Source organism: Thioclava sp. GXIMD4215 (assembly GCF_045291555.1).
GTDB classification, from domain to species: domain Bacteria; phylum Pseudomonadota; class Alphaproteobacteria; order Rhodobacterales; family Rhodobacteraceae; genus Thioclava; species Thioclava litoralis.
In genome coordinates, this window is sequence record NZ_CP149517.1 from 18,266 (window position 1) to 43,194 (window position 24,929).

The following is a 24,929-nucleotide window of genomic DNA, read 5'->3' on the forward strand; positions in this document are numbered from 1 at the left end:
TGCCGGTCCGGCGGACAAATGGCAAAACTTTGCGCATGAAACCAATGCAACGCAACGAAACACAACCATGACGTGTCATTTTTGGTCTTTCAGGGCTTCCCCCCGGCTCAAGGCTTTGGCAAGACCACAGGCGTGACCATGGTTTTCACCAAGAAAGAAAAAGGTTCAGGCATGTCGAGATTCATTTCGGTTTTCTTTGCGCTGGTTCTGCTGGCCCTGCCAGCAACGGCAATGGCCGCCTATGTCATCAAGCCCGGCGATACGCTGCAAATCGAAGTGGTCGAGGATAGCTCTCTCAACCGCACGGTGCTGGTGCTGCCCGACGGGTCGATCTCCTTCCCCGGTGCGGGCACGGTGCGCGCGGCAGGCAACTCGGTGGATACCGTGCGTCACGCGCTGTCCAGCCGCCTCGCCGCCGAATTCACCGCTCCGCCTTCGGTCTATGTCGCGGTGCAGAAGCTTTATGACACCGACGAATTCATGCCCGAGAAGGCAAAGATCTACATGATGGGCGAGGTCAATTCCCCCGGCATGCTGGAGGTCGAGAAAGGGATCACCCTGCTGCAAGCCATTGCGTCGGCAGGTGGTTTCACCCGCTTCGCGGCCACCAAACGTGTCGAGCTGCATCGCGTGGACCCGCAGACCCATGCCGAACAGATCTACCTGTTCGACTATAAGCACCATAAAGGCATTTCCGGCGGCACGCTGTTGACCGATGGCGATGTCATCTCGGTGCCGGAACGCCATCTGTTCGAATAAGAGTGATGACGAAAATGCACGAGAGGCTCCGGCACAAGACCTGCGGGGCAAGACAGCGTCTTGCCACCAAAGGACCCAAAGCACAGGTCGCGCGGGTTGCGCTGGCCTGCGCCACCGGTGCCCTTCTCGGCACGCCCGGTCTGGCGGAAGAGATAAAGGGCAATCACAGCCAGCTTGGCTATAGTCTCGGGATCGAAAGCGGCACCAATCTCGATTTACGTCGGGAAAATGACGATTATGAATCCCGCCTGAATGCGGGCCTGACCTATGATTACAGCCGCGCCACGCAAAGCTCTGAGTTGCATTTCGGCAGTGACCTTCTATGGCGTCTGGAGGATGGCGGCGAGACCGTCTTCCTGCCCAAGCTGGCCCTTGATTACAAAACCCAGAGCGCGCGCGATGCGCTGAGCTTCGGGTTGAATTACACACGGACAGAAGTCACGGACCAATCTGTCAGCTATGACGAAACCGGTTCGGTGCTGGATTATGACGGGCGCGGCCAGCGCGGCGTGGCCGATCTGAAACTGGGGTATCAGGGCGGCATCGACAGTCCGATCAGCTATAGTGTCGGCTATCGCTATACCGACCTGCAATATTACGATACGCAATCGACAAGCTACTCGAACTCGCAGCGCGCCTATTACGACCTCGGCCTGACGCTGACGCCCAATGCGTCCAGCAGTTACCAGCTTGCCTTGCATTATGATGACTACAATGTGGACAACATCACCGAGACCGAGCGCCAGACAAGCTCTGTCAGCGTGCTGACCACCCAGCGTCTCGATGCCGTAACCACCCTGCAATTCGGCGTCGGCTATAGCGATGTGCAAACCGACCGGATCACCTATGACGAGCGGGTGAATGGCGCGATCTTCAATCTCGGGCTGGAACGCGAGGACCGTCTGGGCACCTACGGGGTGATGCTGTCGAGCCAGATAGAAGGGTCGGGCCGCCGTCAGGAACTTAGCGCCTCGCGCAAACGCGCCCTGCAAAATGGCACCCTGAGCGCGATGGTCGGCCTGAGCGCATCCGATGAGGGCGACACCAACTGGATCGGCGCGCTCTCGCTGAGCCATGAATTGCCGCGCGATAAGCTCAGCCTGCTGCTGCGCCGCAGGGTCTATAGCAATGATGACAACGAAGATGTCGTCGTCACCCGCATATCGGCGAAGGTCAGCCACGATCTGTCCGAAGTCTCGGCGCTGAATTTCGGCCTGTCTGCCAGCACCAATGAACAGGAAAACGGCACCGATAGCCGCCGCATCGACGCCTCTGTCTCGCTCTCGCGCGAGCTCGCCCGCGATACACAGCTTTCGGCAGGCCTCTCCAAGCGCTATTCGAAAGACACCGCAGACCGCACGGCCGATTCCGAGATGCTCTTTGTGACATTGGAAAAAGACCTGGATTTCCTGCACTGATCGTCACGTCAGCGCGTTAACCAAGTTTTACCTCTCTGCGCCTATTCGGATAGGATGAGGACGAAACGGTGGGCCAACGGCCCCCCGTTGTGACCATTGGTAGAGATTGCGCAGCACGAGGCCATAAGAAATGAACAGGGTCAGGATACCGCGGGTGCTTGTCTTGCTGGTTTTGGTCTGCGTGATTCCGGAAGCCATCCTATCGATCTCCTCGGGCTATTTTCGTGGCTGGATCTATCAGAATTTCGCCTTCTGGCCGGGCCTCCTACAGGGCTGGAGCGGCAATTACCCCGGTCAATGGGCGCTGATGTTTGTCAGCTACGCGTTTTTGCATGGCGGAGTGCTGCATCTGTCTTTCAACATGCTGACGCTTGTCTCTCTCGGGCGGCCTTTGGTCGATGCCTTGGGGCAACTCCGGTTTCTGGTGCTCTATCTTCTGTCCGCCTTGGGCGGTGCGGGCGTCTATGCCCTTCTGGCGCATGATCCAGTGCCAATGGTGGGGGCGTCGGGGGCGCTGTTCGGCCTTGCCGGTGCTCTTGTCGGCGAGCAGATCAGCCTCGCCCGCAAGAATGGCGGCGCCGCGGCGGCGTGGAAGGCACTCATCCCACCGAGCCTGTTCCTGATCGGCATCAATGTGGTGATGTATGTCACCTTGTCGGGGCAGCTTGCATGGCAGACCCATCTGGGCGGCTTCCTGAGCGGGCTGGCGGTGATGGCTGCGCTGCAGCGTCAACAGCACGAAAGCTGACCAAGGGGAAGGTCCGAGGCGACCCGACGTCACCCCGAGGGTCTACCTTAGGTTGAAATTGCAGCACCCCCACAGATTGCGTAGAGACTTGGTCATCTCACCTCATGGCTGATTCGCATTGCCTTTTCAAATATGTCGAAAAAACAAGCAAAGGGCCCGTTGATAGCGGTAATTCTCGACCTTTCATGAAAGGTGATCGAGAACTCGTGAACTAAAATTTCGGTGTCTTTTCGCGCCCTTATCGGCAGTTTTTCGCCTCAAATATGGAAAAAATTTGATCGCTGAAACGTTAAGTATATTTTCAGAAGCGCTGCGATGCGGCATGATCGGTAACGTTAACTGCTTTAGCCAAGAACTGCGCCAGAAGCTTGGAGATTAAAGTTATGAAATCTGTGTTGATTGCGACCCACTCATCCTCCGGTTCAAAGGGGATTCGCATTCGCCGTGTCTATGCACGCGGTATGAAGCGGTGTTTCGACATCGTCTTCGCACTCCTGATGCTGCCGGTCCTCCTCCCGATTATCGGCGTTCTATGGATGCTGGCCCGCCGTGATGGCGGCCCCGGTTTCTTCGTGCAGCCGCGCATCGGCCGCCACGGGAAAGTCTTCAACTGCTGGAAAATGCGCACCATGGTTGTCGATGCCGAAGCGGCCTTGCGCAAGATGTGCGAGGAAGATCCCGTGAAGGCGCATGAATGGCATGTGAACCAGAAGCTGATCGATGATCCGCGCATCACCCGTATCGGTAAATTCCTGCGCGCAACCTCGCTGGACGAACTGCCGCAGATCTTCAACGTGCTGACCGGCGATATGAGTTTTGTCGGCCCGCGCCCCTTCCTGATCGATCAGGAAGAGCTGTATCGCGACGCAGGCGGCAAGTGGTATTTCAATATGCGCCCCGGCATTACCGGCCTCTGGCAGGTCGAAGGACGCAATGCCACCAGCTTTGTCGAGCGTGTCGGCTATGACAATAGATACTTCCGTGGGTTGAGCTTGTCGCGCGACATGGGACTGCTGGTCCGTACTGTTTCCGTCGTGTTCAAGCGCACAGGGAAATAACAAAAAGCAACAGTGCACGGGAAATAGATTTAGTATGCGATGCTCACGAAACACTACATGTAGTTGTCGTGGCTAGGTTCCATAAATAAATGTATTAAACCACCACGCGCATCGACAGGATTCAGAATAGCCGAAAGCAAAATCGTGCAAATAATAAAAAAAATGTTGCCGCGTTGCAGAAAGCTATCAAATTCGAGATACATTTAGTTTACCATGATTTGCGCGCGTATCGGGATTCTCCCTCAGGTAGATCATGGCGTGCTTTCCCTCCTGCTGGCGAAGCCGGCTTAACAAAAGGTGAAATTTATGAAAAAAACTCTCAAGACCGCAGCACTGGCCACCGCAATCGCGTTCGGCGCAGGCGCAGCAGCCCAAGCGGCAACCCTGTCCGCATCGGGCGCCCTCGTTGGCATGTACTCGCCCTTCACCTACACCTTCACGCTGGACGAAGCTTCCAGCGTTTCGGTGAGCGCGTCGAGCAGCGTCATCGACCCCTACTTCAACATCTTCGACACGACCGATTACACCAACTCGATCGTCTCGTTCAATGTTGGCGATGAGTCCGGCACCTATACCCTGGCCGCAGGCACCTACACCCTGCTCGTGTCCTCGCTGAGCGCGATCACGGGCACCGTTGACGTTGCACTGTCGACCACGCCGGTTCCGGTTCCGGCAGCTCTGCCGCTGCTGGCAACCGCGCTGGCAGGTGCTGGCTTCGTTGCACGCCGCAAGAAAAAAGCATCGCAAGCCTAAGCGCCTGCCTGCCATAATCTCCGGCATACGGGCCTGCCCCAGAGGACTCCTCTGAGGGCAGGTCCTCAAATTTCAGAAAAACAGCGAAACGACCGCCCATCCAAGGGCGATCCAGAACATCAAGCCAAGCAAGGCGGCAGGCAGAATCCACCAGCCCGATCCGATCTTGTAACCGGACAGCTTCGCGCGTCTGGTCGTGCCAGCACCTCCGAGGCAAAGCCCCTGCGCATCAGATGCCGATGTTGCGACCGGCTTGTTCAGAGCGACATCCCGTCCCAAGACATCCTCCATTCCTCGCGTTCCTTACCCCACCATGCCTTGCATGGCCCACATAGGATCGCATCCGCGCGCCATCCTGATCCTAGAATAGCCCCAAAGCCGGATCACGGACATATCTCTTTTACGCAATATTTCGCTTAAATTAGAAATTATCACGGGAACGTGAGCATCGGCCGGTTGCGCCCGTCACATTCGTTAATTTCTCACCATTAAAAGGTTAACGGCGCACAAGTTATGATCATCGCGCCAGAAACACTCCGCCGCGACGCAGGACAGAAAAATCGCCCTAACCGCGAAGGGAAGGGGCGATGCATTCGTTAGGCGTGTGAAAGTGATTCACCGGCAGGCTTGGGAATAGATCGCATCCAGCGTCGCCGCGGCCTGCGGATGGGTATAGGCTTGCAGATAGCTTTGGGCGCGCTTGCCCATCTCGACGGCCCGTCCGCGATCTTGTGCAATCTCGGTGACGGCCTTCACGATCCCCTGCGCGAAACTCTCCATAAGATCAGGCCACGCCTCCATCGCCTGCGGACCGGCAAGATGGATCCAGCGCCCGTCACGATCCGCCTCCATCGGCAGGATCCACCCCGTTTCGCCATGCCGGACCAGTTCGGGCTGGGCGAACGTCCCACCAACAATCGACGGCACGCCACATAGCGCGGCCTCGATGGTCACCCAGCCCAAGGATTCATCGACCGTAGGGAACAGGAGCGCATCGGAGTGACGCAAATGCGACCAGATCCGCGCATTGGGAAGGGTCTGATAATGCGTGATGAAGGGTGCGTCGGCCAAACGGCGCGACAGTTCCTCTCCTGCAATCCGCTGGCCTCCGACGACATAGCTCCGCTCGGTCACCTTCCCGATCACGGTCAGCTCGATCTCCATGCCTTGCGCATGCAGCCGCTCTGCCGCGGTCACCGCCGCCCAAAGCCCCTTGCGCAGCCCGTCACCGCCAATGAACAAAAGCCTGATCGGCCCCTCACGTTTTTCCGGCGCGACCGGCAGTGGATCGGGCGTGCGCACACAGCCACGGAACAGCGTCAGCTTGTCCACCAGATGGCCATACCCCCAGTCTTCGAAACGGCGCGTGGCATAGGCCTTTGCCGCCTCGCTCAGCGGCAGGATGCCACGGCAGCGGTCGCTTGAAAGACGATCCAGCGAACGCTTGAGCTGCGCATCGCTCCACTGCCCCAAAGTGCGCGGCAGCTCCAGTTCATAGCTGACCACAAAGTCGCCATTGCAGGGGATATGGTTGAAGGTATGCACCAGATCCGTGCCCGGTGCGAAGACCCACGGCGAATAATCCCAATAGCTGCCTTTCAGCAACCGGCGGGCCGTCCCCCCATAGACGCCCGAAAACTTGGTGTCGGGCAGGTCAATCCCATAGGTGACATGCTCCAGACCGTAATTCGGTGCAAAGACACCGACACGGCGCGTCACTCCCGCTTCGGACCGGGCATAGAGCGTTTTCTGCGGGGCTTCGATGGCCGTTTTGACATCTCTGCCTTTGGCGGGTGGGGCAAGCGTTTCAATAGGGGAAGAAAGGGATGCATCAGACATAGGAGAGGCCTCGCGCAGTCAGGGGGGGGAAGAAGAGAAGCGAATGGTTAAGGACGAAACCCTGCCATGCAGCGCGCATGATGCAGGATGTGGGGCCGTAAATAGCTTCAACTGTAAGAGGTGCGCCGAGAGTAGCAAACTTGACGTTGCGCCACAATCCTGAGGGGAGGTGGATTTTTGCCGATTCTGCCCAGAATTGCGCATTTCTCCGCGCAAAATGAGGCAGAAAAATATCGGCTCGTGGATTTTTGCTCAAAAATCGGCGCGGCGGCACTTTCTTGCGCAAATCGCTGGTTCACGAAGTTTTTTGCCACATATGCCGCAAAGACACCGTAACAGCCTGCAAAAACGATGCGCTAAAAGGGCGAAAACAACGATCGGCAAAACCTTCCCTTCCCCAGAGGACACAGCTGGGTTAAAAATGCGTTAATAGTAACGTTGATTGTTTCGCCAGCCCGATACCCTGCACGCTCCTGCCGGTTTTTCTTGGGGCCCCATTGCGGATAAGGAATTGAATATGACAGACTATCTGGCCGGGACCGATGCCAGTTCATCGCGCATCTCCCCACTGGGCCTGATCTGGTTCGGATTGGCGACGATTGCCGCCGTGGTCTATTTCCACGAAGGTTTCGACGCCCTGCTGACGGCATGGGCCACACCAGAATACAGCCACGGCCCGCTGATCCCGCTGCTGTCTGCCTTTATGTTCTTTCAGGAGCTGAAATCCGAACCAATCTATCGCGGCCCTGTCAATCGCTGGCCCGGCCTTGCCGTTCTGCTCTTTGCGGTGGCACTGGGGGCGCTGGGGAAATTCTCGCAGATCGATGATGTGGTCGCCTATGCGATCATCCTTTGGGTCGGCTCGATGCTGCTGATCAGCTTCGGCTGGACGCAGGGCAAACATTTCTGGGTGCCCGTTCTACACCTGATCTATATGCTGCCCCTGCCCGGCGTGCTGTATTACAAACTGTCGACCTTTTTGCAGAGCATCTCCTCGGAACTGGGCGTGGCGCTTCTGGGGCTGCTGCAGGTGCCGGTCTTCCTTGAAGGCAACATCATCGATCTGGGCGTTCTGAAACTGCATGTGGCCGAAGCCTGTTCGGGGCTGCGCTATTTGTTCCCGATCATGTCCTTCTCCTATGTCTTCGCCGTGCTCTATCGCGGCCCGATGTGGCACAAGGCCGTGCTGCTGATCTCGGCAGCCCCGATCACCGTCGTGATGAATTCGGTGCGGATCGCGATTGCCGGCTGGCTGGTGCAATATCTTGGCGAGAGCCATCTGGAAGGGTTCTCGCATTTCTTCGAGGGCTGGGTCATCTTCATGTCCTCGGTTGTCATCCTGTTCGGGCTGGCATGGACCATGCTGAAGCTGCAACGCTCCAAGATGAGCCTGCCCGAGGCGCTGGATCTCGACTTCACGGGGCTCTGGCCGCAGGCCAAACGCCTTGGTCTGATCGAGCCGTCCAAGGGGCTGATCGCGGCCACGCTTATTCTGGGCATTTCGGCGATTGGCTGGGAAATCCGTCCGGCTCCGGCCCCGATCCAGATCGACCGCGACCCTTTCGCGCTGTTCCCGCGCCACCTGCAGGACTGGCAGTCGCGCCCGATGGCCCGTCTGGATACCGCGGTCGAACAGTCCTTGGGGGCCAATGATTATTACGGCGCAAGCTTCACCCGCCCCGGCAGCACGACCCCTGTCGAATTCTTCTCGGCCTATTATAACGACCAGACGAAGGGCGGCACCCACTCGCCAGAAATCTGCCTGCCCAGTTCGGGATGGGAGATCGCCAAGCTTGACCGCGTGAATATCGCCCCCGAGGTCGGGCTGAAGCAGCCCTTCCGTATCAACCGCGCGATCATCCAGAAGGGCGAAGCGCAGATGATGGTCTATTACTGGTTCGAAAGTCATGGCCGCCATATCGCATGGGATATGGAAGCCAAGCTGATCCTGCTCTGGGACGGCTTCACCATCCGCCGCACGGACGGGGCGCTCGTGCGCCTGACCACCCCCATCAACGAAGGCGAAAGCCAAGCCCATGCCGAGGAACGGCTGAAAGAGATGTTCCTTGAAGTCAACTCTGTGCTGCCGCGCTTCGTGCCGCAGTGACGGAGGGTCATTCCAATCGCCTATGGCCTGCTTGTCGGGTTGGCCATAGGGTCCTTTCTCCAGCAAAGAACAACCATAACGCGAGGAATGTTTATGGATAACATGGCGAAGACGAAAGATATCGTTTTTGTTTACGGTGCCTTACGCTCGGGAACGACGGTCTTCCGGTTGATGCTGGACCACCACCCGATGATCGCCAACCCGGGCGAACTGGATTTCCTGTTCGACTTTCTCTGGCCCGACCCCTCGCATCCGACCCAATGGCGCTATGACATCGACAAGATGCGCCTCGACTGGATCTTTCAGGCCTACGGGCTGATTGTGCCTGCCGATAAAGACGGTTTGGACCTGCTGGAGAATTTCCTCTACCAGATCGATGCGCGGTACGGCTCGAAGCCGGTCATGACCATCAACATCCATCGCAATGTCGATAAGGTCCGCGCCATTTTCCCCGAGGTGAAGCTGATCCACATGCTGCGCGATCCGCGTGATGTGGCACGCTCTTCCATCGGTATGGGGTGGTCGTGCAATATCTATTACGGGGTGGATCACTGGATCAAAACCGAAGCGGCCTGGGACAAGGCGGGCATTGCCCCCGATGATCCCAACACCTTGCAACTCACCTATGAGAACCTGTTCCGCGACATTGACAGCCAGCTCCATCGCGTCTGCGATTTCCTTGATGTGCCGTGGGACGAGGAGATGCTCTCCTATCACAGGAACAGCACCTATGACCCACCCGATCCCAAGCTGATCGAACAATGGCGTCATAAATGTTCGGCAGAGGATATCGCCTTGCTTGAAGGCAAAGCCCGCGCCTTGCTGGTTGCGCGCGGCTATGTGCCTGCCGGAGAAGGGCATGTGCCAGGCTCTGCCGAGAAGCTGACGCTTTTCCTGCGCCAGCGCATGTTCCAATGGCGCGGCGGGATCGAGAAGCTGGGCGCGGGCCTGTTCTTCGGTGAAAAACTGACGCGGCATCTCAAGCTTCACCGGCAACACCGCGCCCTTGTCCACCAGATCAACCTGATCAAGCAAAAAAGCGTGCGCTGAGCTTCAGCGCCGCTTATCCGCCATGTAAAGCGCGAAGATCTTCGGCGCATCGATCAGATAGCGTTTCCACAATCTGCGGGGATTGCTGAGCAGACGGTGCGCCCATTCCAGACCCGCCTGACGCATCCATTGCGGTGCGCGGGTCTGATGGCCGGTCAGGAAATCGAGACTGGCCCCGACGCAGAACCCTGTCCCACGGGCAATGCCGCGCGCCTTCAGATCCGCGGCGAAAAACTCCTGTTTCGGGAAAGACAGGCAGAACAGATAAATATCAGCCGGAACCGCCTCTACGGCTTCCAGCGTCGCGCGCCATTCGGGGCTGCCCTGCCGCATGAAAGGCGCCTCGACGCGCACCAGATCCAGATCGGGATAAAGCGCCGTCAGTTTGGCGAAATCTTCCGCAGATGGCCCGATTGCCTGAATCCGCAGCCGCTTGGCCGCCCGATCATGCAGCAGGTCCGCCACCATATCCGATCCGGGATAGACCTGCAGATCAAGCCCCCGCCGCCGCGCCAGTTTCTGCAGGATACGGCTGTCGCAGATATGCCAGCGCGCCGCATCATAAACCGGCCGGATCTCCGGCTCTCGGGCGAGGCGCACGATATGATCGACATTGGGCGTCACCACATAATCGAACCGCTCGCCTGCGGGGCGGAAAAGGAGGTCGCGCCATTCCTGCTGCGAACAGAGGTCGAAACGCACAGACAGGAAATCGGCATCTGCCGGCGCAGAGGAGGTAATCAGATCGGTCATGGAAATACCCGTGAAACTGAGCCCATTGAGGGGGAGGGGACACAAGAGGTATTATGGCATTGCCCGCCGACAAGAGGCAATGCGTTTCAAAGATGCATTCGCGTCAAAGGCGCGGTTTTCTGCGCATAAAACACCGGAAAATAAGGCGCTATCAGAAAAAGAGATTGATTTGCATTCAACTATGCCGTGTAGATTAACCCTATTACCCCGATACCCGCCGCCACTGATTTTCCGACGTTGAAGAGATTTGCCCGATGCCTACGCCAATGCCCCTGTCCCCGTCCCGCCGGAATACCTCGATTGATGCGCTCCGTCTGGTCGCGGCCTTGGGAGTGATCGCGCTGCATGCGGGCCGCTATCCCGAATGGCCCGCGCTGGCCGGAGACCTCTGGACATCGGCCTTTCGCTGGGCCGTGCCGTTCTTTCTGGCGCTCAGCGGCTATTATCTGGCCGATAGCGAACGGCGTTTTGCCAAGATCACCCTGCCCCGCATCACACGGATCTGCGTGATTTTCGCGCTGGTCTGGGTGCTGTACCTGCCTGTTCAGGTCTGGCGCGGCGGGATCGGGTCGATTGACATCGAAACCCTGATCCGTGGCAGCTATTTCCACATGTGGTTCCTGTCGGCAATGGTCATGGGGTTTCTGGCCAATGCCGCTTTCGCCGAGGTCAAAGCCTTCCGGCTGGCCATCGCCTTGAGTCTCCTCATCCTTTTCGCCAATATCGCGGCAGGCTATATCAACCTGCTGCGACCGGGACGTTTCGGGGACACGGTCGTGACCCTGCGCCAGCTTACGGGCTTGCCCTGCCTGATGGCAGGGGTCGCGCTGCATCGGCTAACACATTGGCAGGGCCGTCATTTTCTGGTGATCCTTGCGCTTGGCATGGCAAGCTGTCTGGCCGAGGTGCTGGTGTGCCACCGGCTGGGACTGCGCGCGATGGATCTGCAATGGGGCCTGCATGTGCCCCTGATCACCTTGGGCCTTCTGGGCACCGCGCTGCGCTGGCCTGATCTGGCCCCGCGATGGATGGCCCGATGGGGGCTGCGCGACAGTCTGACCCTCTACCTGCTGCATCCGCTGGCGCTGCTGCTGGTTGCCGCGCTCTGGACGGGGCATCCGGTCAAATGGCTGCCGCCGGACCTGCCCGGCCTGCTGCTTTGGGCAAGCGCCTCCGTGATCACCGTCCTGGCGGCAGCGATCATCGCCAAGCTGCCCCTGCTGAACGCCTTTATGAATGGCGATCTCTCGCGGTTGCTGGCCCCGACAAAGCGCACCGCGACAGATGCGCACCGCGCCGAACACGGCCAGAGGAACAGCCCGCCCTAAACGTCACCCTCAGGCGGAATGCGACCCCGCCGCCATCTCCGCAGACGGCGTTGCCTTGGGGTCCTCGGGACGCGCCTCGGGCCTCGGAGCCGCGCCAGCCTGCCATTCGGCGTGGCCCTGCGGTGTCAGCCTCCCGCGCCGTTCGGCCGCAACCAAGGGCTCTGATGCGGCAGGGAAACGCTCGACATGGTCAATGATATAAAGCGGGCGGCCCTTGGCCTCCATGAACATCCGGCCCAGATATTCACCGATGACCCCCAGCACCAGAAGCTGTGCGGCCCCGATAAAGAGCATGGTCATCATCACCGATGCCCAGCCGGAGACCGTTGTAAAAAAGGCCCATGAAATCAGGGTATAGGCCAGCAAAATAACCGCCCCTGCAGCCGCAACAAGCCCCAGATAGGAGGCCATGCGAAGCGGTTTCACCGAAAATCCCGTGATGGCATCAATCGCCAGAGATAGCATCTTGCGCAAAGGATAATGGGTCTGACCGGCAAAACGCTCCTCGCGGATATAATCGAACGGCTCCTGTCGCAGCCCGATCCACGCGACCATCCCGCGAATAAAGCGGTGACGTTCGGGCATCGACAGCAGATGGTTTAGCGCACGGCGGCTCATCAGACGGAAATCGCCGGTATCGGCAGGGATCGGTACATCGACCATATGATTGAGCAACCGATAGAACCCCGCGGCCGTGCCCCGCTTGAAGGCGGTTTCCCCCCGCCTTGCAACCCGCCGGCCATAGACCACATCCACCCCCTGATCCATGCGCGCCATCATCGGGCCAAGCAGCTCTGGCGGGTCCTGCAAATCCGCGTCGATAATGAAAATGCGCGCGCCGCGTGCCAGATCCAACCCCGCCGAAAGCGCAAGCTGGTGCCCGTGATTGCGCGCCAGCCGGATGGCCACCACCTGCGGCACATCCCGTGCCATCCGCGCAATCATCGGCCATGTCATATCTCGCGAACCGTCATCGACCAGAATGATCTCGAAATCCTCGCCACACACGGTCTCGCAGGCGCCGAGCAACCGCCTGAGGGTCTCGGGCAAGGACTGCTCCTCGTTATAGCAAGGCACCACGACCGATAGTAACGGCCCTACGGCCATGCGGGTCGCAGGCGGGCCGTCCTGCTGCGGCGCGCGCGCGCGCCCGTCCTCGGGCTTTGCGTCGGGCCGGATATGGGACGGCGCGGCATGAGGCGGCGCGGTATGGGGCGGTGGGGTTTGCGGTCGATCCAATTCGGTTTGAGGCGTCATGATCACTCTCCGGTCACGCCCCCTTCAAGGGCTGTATGAATAGGTGAGAACACAAGGCAACAGGAAATAAACCAAAAGTTGTGCAAACTGCTATCGCGCGACAGTGCCGGACGGCACAGCCGCCAGCGCCTTTTCCGCAGAAAGAGTCTGTAAAACCCTGTAACGGGCATTGCTCCAGACCGGACGGGTGCAGTCCTGCAGGCCGTCGCGCGCTGCGCCCTCCCCGTTGCGCTCGATGACAAGGTAATCCACCGGACGAGAGGTCGGCAACTGCCCCAGCGCGGCGCAATCGCCCGCAAAAACCTGCTGACGGAGCTGCAACAGACGATACCAGCGAATGATCTCCGAAGGGGTGGTGGGCACGAATTTCCAGTTCACCAGAGTTGCCCGCTGGCTAAGCCGTTCCAGCCCCAATCGCGGCATGTCGGCATCGCTGCGCATGTCGCCTTTGGCAGGCGCAATCAGGAACAGCGCCTCGGGCGGCGTCGATCTGCGCATCCATGCGACCAGCTCGGCATCCTCGGCCGACAGGCTATGGGCCAGATCGGGCACAGGCTGATGCGCCAGATTATAACCCAGCATCAGATATTGCGGTGCCACCCATGCCCCTGCCAGCAGGAAGGCCGCCAGAACGGGGCGCAGCATCGGCCTGCGGACCTTCTGGGGCGCCGCCTGCCCCGAGCCATCGGACAGCCGCGCCGTGATCCAGCGCAGCCCCGCCATGAAACTCAGCAGCAGGATCAATGATCCCGGTCGGAACATATAGAACATCCCGAAACGCTGGGTCTCGCGGTCGAGAAAGGCCAGACAGACCGCCAGCACCAGATAGAGGTTCAGACAGGCGACAAGCAGCATCAGACGCCGGTCCCGCGCCTGCGACAGATCCTGCCGCGCAAGGCCGAACGCCAGAGCCGCGATCACCGCCGCCATCAGGACCCCCGGAAACCACGTATGCGCGAACTCGCCCATAGAGACAAAGGGGGCAAGATGGTGCGGATTGCGGAAAACGGCATAGATCTGGTTGAGCGTCATCGACAGCCCTGCCATATCGGGTGTGCCGCCGGCCATCCTCTCGGAAAGGATGATCCAGACCAGCGGGGCCGTCAGCAGCAGATAGATTGCGAAAAACACCGCCATGCGCCGCCCTCTGGCCCCCTTGCGTCCCAAGGCGAACATGCCCAGCACCACCAGCATCCAGAACCCGCCCACAAGGAAATGCATCCATGTGGCCAGCGCGAGGCACAGCGCCGCCGCGAAAGCCGGAAACATGCGCGTTGCGGCACCGTCCGACCATGCCACCGCCAGCCCCGGAAAAATGAAGACATAGGCCAGAACCTTGGCCTCGACGCCCTGAAACAGCCATTCCTGCCCGAAGAGCGATTGCGGGGTGGCGACAAACAGCACCAAGGCGACCGTGGCCCCCGCGAGGCTTAGATGAAAGGCACGGGCCATCAGGCTGTAGCCCAAGGCAAGAGCAGGCAGGCATAGCGCCAGCAACGCAAGTTTGGCCCCGTCAAACCCGAACAGGTTGATCAAACTGCCGATCACGGCAAAACTGGCCACCCGCGCTTGCGAGGCATCGCGCACAGCATGATCGGGGCCGGACAACTCGGGGTGGAAATGCGCCCAAGCAAGATCGAAGTAATTGACTTCATTGCCGGACCACCCCATGCGCCACATTTCGGGCACCAGCACGAACACCGCCGCAGCCCAGAGCAGCAGAAATGCGGCAGGCCCGGACCGCGCGACAGGATCGGTCAGAAGTCTCATAAAGGACGCTCCTGTCGTTCGGTCGGCGGGCGGAACACGACCGTCCGCGCAAGAAGGAAAAAGGCCGCGCTATACCCGATCATCGCCACAGCCTGCGCCAGCCAGGAGGGCCAGAGGCGGAGACCGATCGAAAGGAGCGCGAGATTCAGCAGCCAGCACAGCGCCACACACAGCACGAAGCGCAAGGCATGCCGCAAACCGCTTTGCGGGTGCTTGCGTGCGGCAAAAGTGATCCGGCTGTTCAGCACGAAAGAGGTGATCAGCCCCAACACATAGCCGCCCGCATTGGCCCAGACCGGTCCGACCCCGCCCCACATCAACAGCAAGATAGTGCCATAGCCCACAGCCGTGTTGATCAGCCCGACAAGGGCAAAGCTTACCGCCTCGAAGCCTATCCCGCGCATGGAAGGCCGCATAGGGCCGCAATCAGAGGCATCAAAAAGATCTTCCGCGGGTTCCGCCATTGCCAGAAAACCTCCGAGAAGGACGCAGGGCAAGCTTTTCGGGTGCTCCGGACTACGGATCCCCTCCCCGCCTACGCTCAATTTCAAAATAACAAGAGACATCGCCCTGCCAAGCGCGACCCCTGCCCAGAAGAAGAATAAAACGGCACTATTTCTAGGGACTTACCGCAGCCATCCCGAAAACGGGCGCCGCAAAATACGCATCCTAGGGTTGCAATGTGAAAAAGATTTGTCACGCGAAAAATGCGTCAGTAACAGAAAAACATATCGGCTTGTGTTAAAGAGATAACCAAAGCTGGCCATTTTTGACACCGCCCCCGAAGGGGCGGCACCAGAGCAACAGAGCCGAGGAGCCCAGATAGATCAGGCCGCTTTTTTGCGGCGGCGCGCAACAAAACCACCCAGACCCAGAGCCCCTGCCAGCAGCGGCAGCGCTGCCGGAACCGGAACGGCAGGCACATCACTGATGGTCACGGTCACCGGTGCCGAAGAGGTCGACAGGAAGGCGACGGTCATCGAATAGTCATAGCCTGACGGATTGGAATCAGCGCTCAGATCATAGGTAAAGCTCGACCCGTGTGCCGCCGTCTCCATATCGAAGCTGCCATCGGTATTGATGCTGTAGAGAAACGACCCCGCCGAATCCGGCGCATCGATATCGAACAGATACGTGCCGCTTTCAGCCACTTCGAACGAGAAGCTGAAAGATTGATAGACCCCGAGCCCGGGGACCGACAGCCCCGTGCTCACGCCGCTATAGGGGCCGATAACAGCCGCATTGGCGGCAAAACCGGCACCAAGGCTTACGGCAGCTGCAATAGCTGCGGTTTTCAGAAACGTCATGGAAAGCTCCCTCATCCGGAAGAACAGCCGCTGGATCGCGCCAGCTTCGGCTGTCTGGATAAACATGTTTGGAAACAAAACAGATGATACTGCGCTGCAGAACACACCTGCATGCCCCCTTATGTCGTGTGCGCGCAGGCTGAATCAAGAGAAATTGATGGAAATTGATGGTGTATCTAAAATATGCTTATTTTCCGTGACGGTTTACAGAAAATGCAGCCGAAACAGGCGAATTTAAGAATCTTTTTTCTAAAAATCCCTCAATGGAGGGTGAACTCTCAGGAATTGCCCTAGATTGACTTTGGACGTAGCGTCCACATGTGAGTTAATAGGTTAAAAAATGATTAAATTTGTAGACCATTCAGAAAATTGGCTGTAATTCATGCATATCATTGCACGTTCTGGTTACATTCCGTCGGCGTTTGCGGCGAAACCAGCTTGGTTCAGATTAGCTTAACAAGTGTTTCACCACCAAAAGACTGCCCAGCAGCATGATTACACTCTCCCCATTTGTGGACTTATCTGATGAAATTTTCTTCGACCATGCCGACCTATGAAGGACCGGCCCCTTATGTGGGACACCGACCGGGATTTTATCAACGTCGGGGCAAACGCATTCTGGATATTTTTCTAGCCCTGCTGCTTCTGCCGGTATTGCTGCCGGTCATCGCCGTTCTATGGCTGATGGTACGTCGCGACGGAGGCCCGGGTCTTTTCGTGCAACCCCGCATCGGGAAAAATGGCAAAACCTTCCAATGTTACAAGCTGCGCACCATGCTTGTTGACGCCGAAGCCAAACTGCAAAAAATGTGCGCCGAAGATCCCAAGCTGGCAGAAGAATGGCATGTCCATCAAAAGCTTAGCATTGACCCCCGGATCACCTCCGTCGGTCGTTTCCTGCGCGCCACCTCGCTGGACGAGCTGCCCCAGATTTTCAACGTGTTCAAAGGCGATATGAGCTTTGTGGGCCCTCGCCCCTTCCTGATCGATCAGGAATCCCTCTATCGCAACGCAGGCGGCGCCGCCTATTTTGACATGCGCCCCGGCATTACCGGCCTGTGGCAGGTCGAAGGCCGCAATTCCACGACCTTCGTCGCCCGCGTCACGTATGACGATGATTATTTCGACAGGCTGAGCCTGAAAAGCGATCTGGGGCTGATCGTCAAGACCACATCGATTGTCGTCAAGCGCACCGGTCGGTAAGGCACGATTTCTGACGCAGCCCAAAAGGCTTACGGGCGCATGTCCCGCCCTGCATCCTCGTTTGGACCCGACCCGAGGGCAGGTCTGCCATCTTCCGCCTATAGCCTCGGACCGTCCGGATTTGCGATTCACCACCGGCACAAGCTGTGTTAGGGTCTCGCCACGTCCTGAGTTGGCGTTTCTACAGGTAAAGGCGCGGGTTCTGCCATAACCCGCGCCTTAGCCTTGTCCGTCATACGCAACAGCCGCGCATAATCGGATACCAGCCCCGACAGCCCCTAATCCGAGGCAACGAAAAATGCAGAGCATGATCAAAACTCTTGATCATGCTGCTGTCGTTTTCGGGTTCCCATACCACCTAAAGATGCATTACCAATGCTGCATATAATCTACCTGAGACACTAAGGGCGCGACATCACTCACGGAACTTCCGGTCGCGCCCGATTTTTCTGATACAGACCAAGGATCGGACGCGCCTATTTCTGACGCGGCACCCCACCTCTCTGGGCAGATGCCCGGATCAACCGTCTCATCCCATGCAAAGTCTCGTCGGCACAAGCCGCCGTCGGTTTTGCGGGCTTGTCGATGACCGCTGCGTCCAAAAATCTGCTGCAGAAGATGATGAGGCCAAAAATCTGCGAATGTTAGTATTCGCTGCCGCAAGTGACATCGTATTGTCGAAACGAAAACAATTGAACGGCCGAAACTATGTCGTTCTCCCTAAGTTGGCAACTTGTTCGGGGAAAACTGATATCTGTTCGTCGGAATTAGCTTCAGGCAACGTTTGCTTGCCCTGCGTATCATGATCGCCGTTGGTGGCGGGCAGCCCGAATTCGCGAAGCTGACGTTTGGCCAAATCATCTTTTGACCACGGATATGCACTTACGAAGGTTGCCAGAGGTCGCAAGATAATCGATGCAGCGCAGCATACGGCCAGAAGGGCGGGTGTTGTTGAAGAAGTCGGTCAAGATCGCCGGTTTTGAGGCTCGTCGTCGCTGAAACAGGCCGTTGCATTCGGGCAATCCCCCGCTCCTCCGCCTCAAGGCGGCGTGATGGCCGTTCATCTCATGCTGCGGCCTCCTGCTTGATGCTTCGCGGGCGCAGCTTCGCGAGTTTTCGTAGGTTCTGGGCGATGGCGGCGAGCAGGAATTCGTCTTTGGCGCCGTTTGGTCCGCGTAGCCGCAGCCGTGTCAGACCAAGGATCCGCTTGGGTGCGCGAAGCCGCGCCATCGTCTCTGCCGCGATCACGCTGTCTTCCGCCGACAGATTGGCATCCCATTTCTCGCGGCTCCGGAAGGTAAGTTTCTTGGGTGGCACAGGCTCTCTCCTTGTCTTCGTCATCAAGGAACAACCTAACCCAAGCCCCCGAAATCGCGCAGAGCGCAACCTCTATAGGCCAGAAGTAAATTGATCCAGTAATGATGATCCTTGAACACCAAATCTCCCGCCAAATGCCGCCGCCCGCGCGATCTGCAAGCACGATCCCAATCTCAAGGACAGCGGGTCCGCCATGCAGTTGAGCTGGGCGCGGTGGTGCCAGCAGCGGCTTGATCCCCGCATCGAACGCGGGACCTCCAAAGAGGTTAAGCGCAGTGACGGTCATAAATACCGGCTCCGCCTGTAGCCTTGGTGCTTCCTCGCCTCTCTGCGGCGCAACCAACGCATTTTCCATAACAAGACCGTGATCGAGATCCTGAACGAGCTTCTCTCGAACTATGCCGATGCGGGCGGGCTGCAGTTCCAGCTATCCGAGGACTATCCCGAGCTTGAATACACGGTGCAATTTCGGGAAACCGATATGGATTTCGTGACGCGAATGATGGAGCGTCATGGCATCAGCTATCGCTTCACCCATTCCGAGGGCATGCATAGCCTCGTGCTCAGCGATATGGCGGAGAGCCACGAAAGCCTTGGCGAGCGCCCCTTCAAGCCGGATGACGGCCACCATCAGGAAGAGACCAGCCATTTCTGGGACTGGCATCCGGCGCGGCGGATCACCACCGGCGCGATCCGCCTGACTCTTCGCAGGGCGCCGCTCTGGTCACAATCGGGGGCTATCACACCCACTCACGCGCGGCCCTATGCCTGACCTGACGCACCAATCCCAAGGTCGAAGCCCCTTTGCCAAAGGCGCGCTCACTATGGCTGCAGGCCACTTCAAAACAGAGCGGCTGTAATGCCCCAGCTGAAACTGCTCAGGTTAAGCCGCTAATCTGAATGCCTCGACAGGCGTGCGCATGGCAAGGGCCTGATGAGGGCGGCGGTTGTTGTAGAAAGCGATCCAATCAGTGATGACGCGCAGTGCGTGCTGGATGGTCTCGAAACGGTGGCGCTGCACACATTGCTCTTTCAGCGTCCTGATGAAGCGCTCGACCATGCCGTTCTGTTGCGGGCAGTGTGGCGTGATGAACTCCTGCTTCAGCCCGTAGCTCCACCAGAATTTTCTGGGCATCAGGATCGAGGTTCCTAAAGGCCTCTGTCTGCTCCAGCGATCGAAGTCCATCGTCAGAAACAACAAATTTTTTTCTCAAAAAATAAGCTCCCCAAATGTAGCGAGATCCCTCAGATTTGCATTTATTGGCAACCGTCATCCGAAATGCCCAACGATTCAATGACACGGATTGCCCACGCGCACTGGCCCCGTTTCACTCGCACCTGATGAAATGGGTCACCTTCTGCAAGCGGTTGGCCAGCTCTTCCGATGCAAGCGCGTCGGCCCCATCCGTCAAGACCGGCTCCACGCCATTCTGCGCCAGAAACAGCTTTGCAATCTCGCCGCGGATCGCGAAATTCACGTTTTGCGGGATATCCCCGATCTCGTTCTGGATGACCTGCGCATCGAGCTTGGCCACCACCACACCCACGATCCGCCCGCGCGCGTCGCTCAGACGCTCGAACGTGTTTGCGGGAAGATCGGTTACCCCAAGACAATACGAAACGACAACGGCAGCGAGTTCATCTCCCGCGATCTCGAGCTTTTGGCCTATGCCAACGACGTCACGCTGGACTTCTCACGGCCCGGAAAACCCACGGACAACGGGTTCATCGAGGCGTTCAATAGCAAGCTCAGGGCGGAGTGTCTGAATGCCCACTGGTTTATGAGCCTTGCAGATGCACGCGAAAAGCTGGAGGATTGGCGTAGGCACTACAACGAGGACAGACCCCACAGCGCGATCGGATACAACGTCCCGATTGCCATGCATTATCCCGATGGCGTCACCAGCCCGTCATCGTGAGACAGTCGGAAAAATCCAGCCTCCGGCGATCCAAGGTTGGGGAGCAGTGCATTTAAACCGGACCACTCAAGTGGGGCAGACCAAAAGATGGTTCACTCTTGTCGGGCAATATCATCTGGTTTTCTGGAAAGAACGCTAATACTAACCCTTATATTTGAAATTCACGGTTCTTGAGTATCTGTATGAAATGTCATACACTTAAGCTTTCCAATCAGCCTGTCTTACAACTTTCGGGAGATGAACGAGAAGAACATAGAGCGCTTTTCGCCCATCTGGCTTGGACGGGTAGCGTCACGTATAAAGATCATGCGGATTGCGACGCCGCGATAGTCATGAACGATAGCATTATGCGACTTGATGTAATAACTAAAGTGAGCCCTCTTAATAGACAATTCGGCCATTTTCCCAAACTCGATTGCCCTCAAATTCTTGAACCTTGGCTATTTGAAGGAAAAGCTAAAACCTATGCCGTTGTTGACGCATCTAAGTTGTAATTTTTCGACGGAGCGGATGATGCAGGAGAGCAGGCTACTTGTTGCTTGTTTCAGGGCCAGGCTGAGACAGAATTTGGACATGTAGCGCCGTGGCTTGTGGAGCTTGAACGCAATAATCGCTTTACGACGAGCCTATTTCGCAAAGGCTCTCGAGAAAACGACTACTGGGACAGAAATTGTTGCATCTTCATGCGCACCAACCAAGCCATGGATGCGGTTCGTTCTGGTCTGAGAAAATTTACGCGACCTTTGGGGGATGACGAGAAGTTCAGATATTTGCGTTTTTATGATCCTCGTTGGACACTTCCTCTTTTGACGGCGTTCAATACTGAGGAGCTTGAGGCGTTTTTCTCGTCTTTTGAAGAAATCATTATTATCGACACGTATGTGAATTGCGCTATTCGTATCCGCTTCGCGTCGTTCGCACCCCCGAGTTTGCGCACGCCTTTCCGGCTACGCCAAGGGGTAATCAACAAGCTTTCCTCTCATGCGGATCAGCTTTCGCAGCGAAAGGCCTTGAGATTGTGTCAAACGCATTTGCCAGCCTTAGAAGGATATGACAGTAGGGCGCAGCAGAAATTCGTGAAAATGGCTATGCAAGAGGCGCGCGCATTAGGGCTGCATATTGAGCAAGCGGTGATGTTTAGCGTTTGTGCAACTTGGTTGGCAGGACCGGAAGGGATCGCTTGGCTTTCGGGACAAAGCGACATTCTAAACAGTCCTTTTCTAAGTCAAACAGATAAAGGTCGCGCTCTTTTAACGCGTGCGGAAACTCTTTTTAAAAACTAGAGCAAAAGAACATATTATGAGTGACCTTACTAGCGAAATTGAAAATTCTACCTCTTCCGGGACAGAGGTAGGCAATGCGCAGCTACGTTGTGATGCGAATGTTACGCCGATCTATCCGGTGCGCTATGCTTACGCGAATTTTTTTGATGAGTTGTCATCGGTATCGTCTCCTCCCGCGGTCAGCACATTTTTTAACGCAAGCAATCTGCCGACGACGGAGGGATACGTCTTACGTTTGCTCCGCCCCGGCTGGATCTACATCAAGGAAGAGACAGGGAAATCTCTGTTCCATATCTTTCGCTATGAGAGGACCAGCAATGACACGGGTGGGCCTGTCGTTGAGCGTTTCTCGAAATATCTTTACAAAAATGGTGTAGATGCCTCTGACGGCATTGAGGCTGACACGTCATCTGGAAGACCGTTCTATCCCTATGTCTTTGTTTCCAAAGGAACGAGCGAAGTTTCTATCTGCTATAGCGAACATGAATGGGGAGCAGAAATCACTTCAAAATTTAACACGGATGCAGCCTTCCGCTCGAAAGTCGCGCAGCGCGTCAATCTGATCGCTGAAGAAACAGAATATGCTATTTCGGCCTCACAAGAAAATCTGTCTGCGTTGGTCGAAGATTACAGATCCAGAAAAGATCGGGTCTTGACACTTGATCCGTCAAAACCGGAAGAAAAACTCGGCCTCGACGTTCTAACGATTGAAAACTCTTACGACATGTCGCCGGGACTTATCGCGCAAGAGCTGTCGCAAAAACTCTGCTACGGTGAAACCGCGAAAATCGTGGCATTGTTCGATCCGGTCGGTCGGCAAAAAGAAATCGCCCGCGCTCACGCCAAGCTAATGCTTTGGGAGCAGGATTACGCCTCACAGCATGTTTATCCCTTTACAATTGGGCAGATGGCACAGGTCTGCTTGACTTCGGAGAATGAAGACCTTCGTGATGCTGCTGAAAAAAACCTTAATCTACAAGAATTTAATGACCAGTGGGTTGAAATGGATGCGGCCTTCACCAAATTTAAAGAGCGGCGAAAGGCGTTTTTGAATTTATATCTCGCTTTCCTGATGCCGGGCGAGGGACTCGTTGATCAGCTCGGGTCTTTGGATAGCTATTTCCGATACTTCTTTGCCGGCGATAGTGGTGATCAAGAAGAGTTACGCAAAGTGGCTGTTACTGCGGCCGGTATTTTTGAGGGTGTCCTGTCCTCGCCAGAAGGTAATGCAGCGCTGGAAGGCGCTATGGAGCATGCTTTCAATTCGGAACAATCTACCGACTGGTACAATAGCCAGAATACCCTTGGCGTCATATTGAAAATGGTAACTGGTCTTGTAACTCAGCCGCAAGCAAATGTCAGTTGGGACCTGGTTACTACGAAGGCGCTGGATGACTTGATGAAGGGCCTTGGGCCACTTCTGGGGCGCATCATGGCTGATGCTCAGTATGGCTTTGCGAAAAGTGGGCACGGGTTTGAAACCCTGTCACAAAAGACGGTCAAGCACATTGCTACCAAAGTAATTCCAGCGGTTCTCAAAGCCTATGGGCTCGAATATACCGGCCAAAGGCTCAGATTGACGCCGGAAGAAATCGCAAAGGTGCTCGCGGATTTTCTTGAACGCGGAACATGGGGGAAGGCGAGTGTTATCCGTAACGCCGAGGCGCGTCTTCAAGTCGGGCAACGCATGTTTGATTGGTCGCAGGTTGCGGAAGGCAAGACCAGCGCCCGTCTTCTCGAACTTGACGAAATGCGCATAATTCGTGGCGGTCCTTTACCGATTGACCTGTCGGTTCAACCATCGACCGCGCGCTTTTTTGGGGTGACCATGAATGCCAGCTTCACCGGGCTTTCCGCATTCCTGAATTTTAGCGCCGTGCAATCTATGATGTTCCAAAGCGAATATGCTGCCGCCAATCCGTTAGGTGTCGGAGGCCGGAAGTATGAGGCGATGCGACTGACAGCGGCCCTGGCGGGGCTGCCTGCAGATATGATTGCAATGAGCGAGATGGGGGTAAAGGCGGCTCAACGTCTTTCCCCTCAAGCGATACGGACGTTGGCACAGCGTCTGGTTCCTAATTTAGGGTCTCGCCTGACCTTCTTCGGACGTATTCTCGCGGGCAAGGTGAGTACTGGCCTTATCGCCATTGCCAATCTGGCCGGAACCCTGACTGCAATTCAGGCTGGAGTCAGAGAGATGAATCAGGGCAATACGCCAGCTGCTGTCGGCAATTTCATGATCGCGACAGGAAGCGCCATTTTGTTTGTCGGAGCGGCAGGACAGTTGCTTTCTCTTGCCGCGGGTTCCGCAGCCACCGGCTTTGGCTTGCCAGTGGCAGTAGTCTGCGCGGCATTGGCGCTTATAGTTGGGGGCGTGGGATTACTTTTCTTCTTCGAAAAAACGCCTATGGAAACACTCTTATTCCAGTGTTTTTGGGGCAAAAGTAAAGATTATGCTTTCTGGCCAGATGGGGCTCTTAGGCCGAAAATTGAAGATAGGCTTACGGCCGTTGCAGATCCATCGCGATCAGCGCAAATGAACACGAATTTCCAGATCGAGATGCAGGAGTTTATGAACCTGTTCGCGGCGCCGTCGATGGAATTTGACCGGACGGGGGGGAGCTTGCTGCGAAAGTTGACAGGCCAAGCCTTTACGAATGACCGTAGCTACGACATCAAAATGGTGCTGCCTCAGTTTCAGTTGGGAAGCTCCGAAATTATAGCGGGCGTTTACACAACGGCAGGTTTCGATCCATCGGGACAAATCGTGACGACACCTAATGCAACTCTGACAGCCCTGTTCCGCGAAAAACTTCGCGCCGCCATGGAGACAGGAGGCCAATACACTCTTGTCGAAGGCACGCTTAGCTTATCATTCAGCGTCGATTTCGGGCAACGTGCAAATATTATCTGGGTGTATTCCCCTATGCCAAATATCTATACCCCGCTAAGAATGCTGCGCGATGATGGCAGTCTGCGTGAAACCGGCGAATTTATTGGTGGCATGATAAATGATGTCCCGCTTGGGAGGGTTTAACTGTGCTCTCTCAAAAAGTCCGC

Annotated in this window: 18 protein-coding genes and 4 pseudogenes; 13 read left to right on the top strand and 9 right to left on the bottom strand. The window is 56.9% G+C overall.

Annotated elements, in window-relative coordinates:
* The first annotated feature begins 171 nt into the window (after positions 1-171).
* The 5 genes from WDB86_RS16625 to WDB86_RS16645 all read left to right on the top strand — a co-directional run bounded on the left by WDB86_RS16625 (position 172) and on the right by WDB86_RS16645 (position 4,736).
* Entirely contained in the window at positions 172-759 is a 588-nt protein-coding gene (locus WDB86_RS16625; protein WP_330629547.1) for a polysaccharide biosynthesis/export family protein, read from the top strand.
* A 5-nt stretch (positions 760-764) separates the two neighbouring features.
* Positions 765-2,177 carry a hypothetical protein gene (locus WDB86_RS16630; protein WP_341486044.1) on the top strand — a complete coding sequence of 471 codons (1,413 nt, stop codon included), beginning with the start codon at positions 765-767 and terminating at the stop codon, positions 2,175-2,177.
* A 154-nt stretch (positions 2,178-2,331) separates the two neighbouring features.
* Entirely contained in the window at positions 2,332-2,925 is a 594-nt protein-coding gene (locus WDB86_RS16635; RefSeq protein ID WP_406737094.1) for a rhomboid family intramembrane serine protease, read from the top strand.
* Positions 2,926-3,386: 461 nt separating this feature from the next.
* Complete coding sequence (locus tag WDB86_RS16640) at positions 3,387-3,983, top strand: sugar transferase (RefSeq protein ID WP_330629543.1); 597 nt, start codon at positions 3,387-3,389, stop codon at positions 3,981-3,983.
* A gap of 306 nt (positions 3,984-4,289) precedes the next feature.
* Positions 4,290-4,736, top strand: coding sequence for a VPLPA-CTERM sorting domain-containing protein (locus WDB86_RS16645; protein ID WP_330629542.1), 447 nt, complete (start codon positions 4,290-4,292; stop codon positions 4,734-4,736).
* A 72-nt stretch (positions 4,737-4,808) separates the two neighbouring features.
* Here WDB86_RS16645 and WDB86_RS16650 read toward each other — a convergent pair whose 3' ends face one another.
* Positions 4,809-5,027: a hypothetical protein gene (locus tag WDB86_RS16650; RefSeq protein ID WP_339110018.1), complete on the bottom strand. Its 219-nt coding sequence runs from the start codon at positions 5,025-5,027 to the stop codon at positions 4,809-4,811.
* Between the two features lie 324 nt (positions 5,028-5,351).
* Complete coding sequence (locus WDB86_RS16655; RefSeq protein ID WP_330629540.1) at positions 5,352-6,575, bottom strand: glycosyltransferase family 4 protein; 1,224 nt, start codon at positions 6,573-6,575, stop codon at positions 5,352-5,354.
* 517 nt (positions 6,576-7,092) lie between these two features.
* Here WDB86_RS16655 and xrtD point away from each other — a divergent pair.
* Both xrtD and WDB86_RS16665 read left to right on the top strand, forming a co-directional pair.
* Positions 7,093-8,682 carry a VPLPA-CTERM-specific exosortase XrtD gene (gene xrtD, locus WDB86_RS16660; protein WP_339110017.1) on the top strand — a complete coding sequence of 530 codons (1,590 nt, stop codon included), beginning with the start codon at positions 7,093-7,095 and terminating at the stop codon, positions 8,680-8,682.
* Between the two features lie 102 nt (positions 8,683-8,784).
* Entirely contained in the window at positions 8,785-9,732 is a 948-nt protein-coding gene (locus tag WDB86_RS16665) for a sulfotransferase (protein ID WP_341486047.1), read from the top strand.
* A 3-nt stretch (positions 9,733-9,735) separates the two neighbouring features.
* Here WDB86_RS16665 and WDB86_RS16670 read toward each other — a convergent pair whose 3' ends face one another.
* Positions 9,736-10,485, bottom strand: a complete 750-nt coding sequence (locus tag WDB86_RS16670) for a WecB/TagA/CpsF family glycosyltransferase (protein ID WP_330629537.1) — start codon at positions 10,483-10,485, stop codon at positions 9,736-9,738.
* 254 nt (positions 10,486-10,739) lie between these two features.
* On the opposite strand from WDB86_RS16670, the gene WDB86_RS16675 reads away from it, so the two are divergent.
* Positions 10,740-11,813 (top strand): acyltransferase family protein, encoded by a 1,074-nt coding sequence (locus WDB86_RS16675; protein ID WP_406737095.1) that lies wholly within the window; start codon positions 10,740-10,742, stop codon positions 11,811-11,813.
* 9 nt (positions 11,814-11,822) lie between these two features.
* Here the strand turns inward: WDB86_RS16675 and WDB86_RS16680 are convergent, their stop codons facing one another.
* From WDB86_RS16680 to WDB86_RS16695, 4 genes are all read right to left on the bottom strand, one after another.
* Entirely contained in the window at positions 11,823-12,920 is a 1,098-nt protein-coding gene (locus tag WDB86_RS16680; RefSeq protein WP_406737109.1) for a glycosyltransferase family 2 protein, read from the bottom strand.
* Between the two features lie 240 nt (positions 12,921-13,160).
* Entirely contained in the window at positions 13,161-14,840 is a 1,680-nt protein-coding gene (locus WDB86_RS16685) for a DUF6798 domain-containing protein (RefSeq protein ID WP_339110013.1), read from the bottom strand.
* Positions 14,837-15,244, bottom strand: coding sequence for a GtrA family protein (locus WDB86_RS16690; protein ID WP_406737096.1), 408 nt, complete (start codon positions 15,242-15,244; stop codon positions 14,837-14,839). The genes WDB86_RS16685 and WDB86_RS16690 overlap by 4 nt, the downstream gene beginning before the upstream one ends.
* Before the next feature lie 423 nt (positions 15,245-15,667).
* Positions 15,668-16,147, bottom strand: coding sequence for a PEP-CTERM sorting domain-containing protein (locus WDB86_RS16695; protein WP_406737097.1), 480 nt, complete (start codon positions 16,145-16,147; stop codon positions 15,668-15,670).
* A gap of 525 nt (positions 16,148-16,672) precedes the next feature.
* On the opposite strand from WDB86_RS16695, the gene WDB86_RS16700 reads away from it, so the two are divergent.
* The gene (locus WDB86_RS16700; RefSeq protein ID WP_330629531.1) at positions 16,673-17,350 is read left to right on the top strand and encodes a sugar transferase; all 678 of its coding nucleotides are present in this window, start codon (positions 16,673-16,675) and stop codon (positions 17,348-17,350) included.
* A 1,065-nt stretch (positions 17,351-18,415) separates the two neighbouring features.
* Here WDB86_RS16700 and WDB86_RS16705 read toward each other — a convergent pair.
* Positions 18,416-18,559, bottom strand: a pseudogene (locus WDB86_RS16705) (IS5/IS1182 family transposase); the annotation flags it as partial.
* A gap of 427 nt (positions 18,560-18,986) precedes the next feature.
* Between WDB86_RS16705 and WDB86_RS16710 the strand changes: the two are divergent.
* Positions 18,987-19,439: pseudogene (locus WDB86_RS16710) on the top strand (contractile injection system protein, VgrG/Pvc8 family); the annotation flags it as partial.
* Between the two features lie 111 nt (positions 19,440-19,550).
* Here WDB86_RS16710 and WDB86_RS16715 read toward each other — a convergent pair.
* Positions 19,551-19,802, bottom strand: a complete 252-nt coding sequence (locus WDB86_RS16715; protein ID WP_406737098.1) for an integrase core domain-containing protein — start codon at positions 19,800-19,802, stop codon at positions 19,551-19,553.
* Between the two features lie 427 nt (positions 19,803-20,229).
* On the opposite strand from WDB86_RS16715, the pseudogene WDB86_RS16720 reads away from it, so the two are divergent.
* From WDB86_RS16720 to WDB86_RS16730, 3 genes and pseudogenes are all read left to right on the top strand, one after another.
* Positions 20,230-20,586 (top strand): annotated as a pseudogene (locus WDB86_RS16720) (integrase core domain-containing protein); the annotation flags it as partial.
* Positions 20,587-21,119: 533 nt separating this feature from the next.
* Positions 21,120-21,869 (top strand): annotated as a pseudogene (locus WDB86_RS16725) (DUF4123 domain-containing protein); the annotation flags it as partial.
* Between the two features lie 16 nt (positions 21,870-21,885).
* The gene (locus WDB86_RS16730) at positions 21,886-24,906 is read left to right on the top strand and encodes a toxin VasX (RefSeq protein ID WP_341486052.1); all 3,021 of its coding nucleotides are present in this window, start codon (positions 21,886-21,888) and stop codon (positions 24,904-24,906) included.
* Positions 24,907-24,929: the final 23 nt, after the last annotated feature.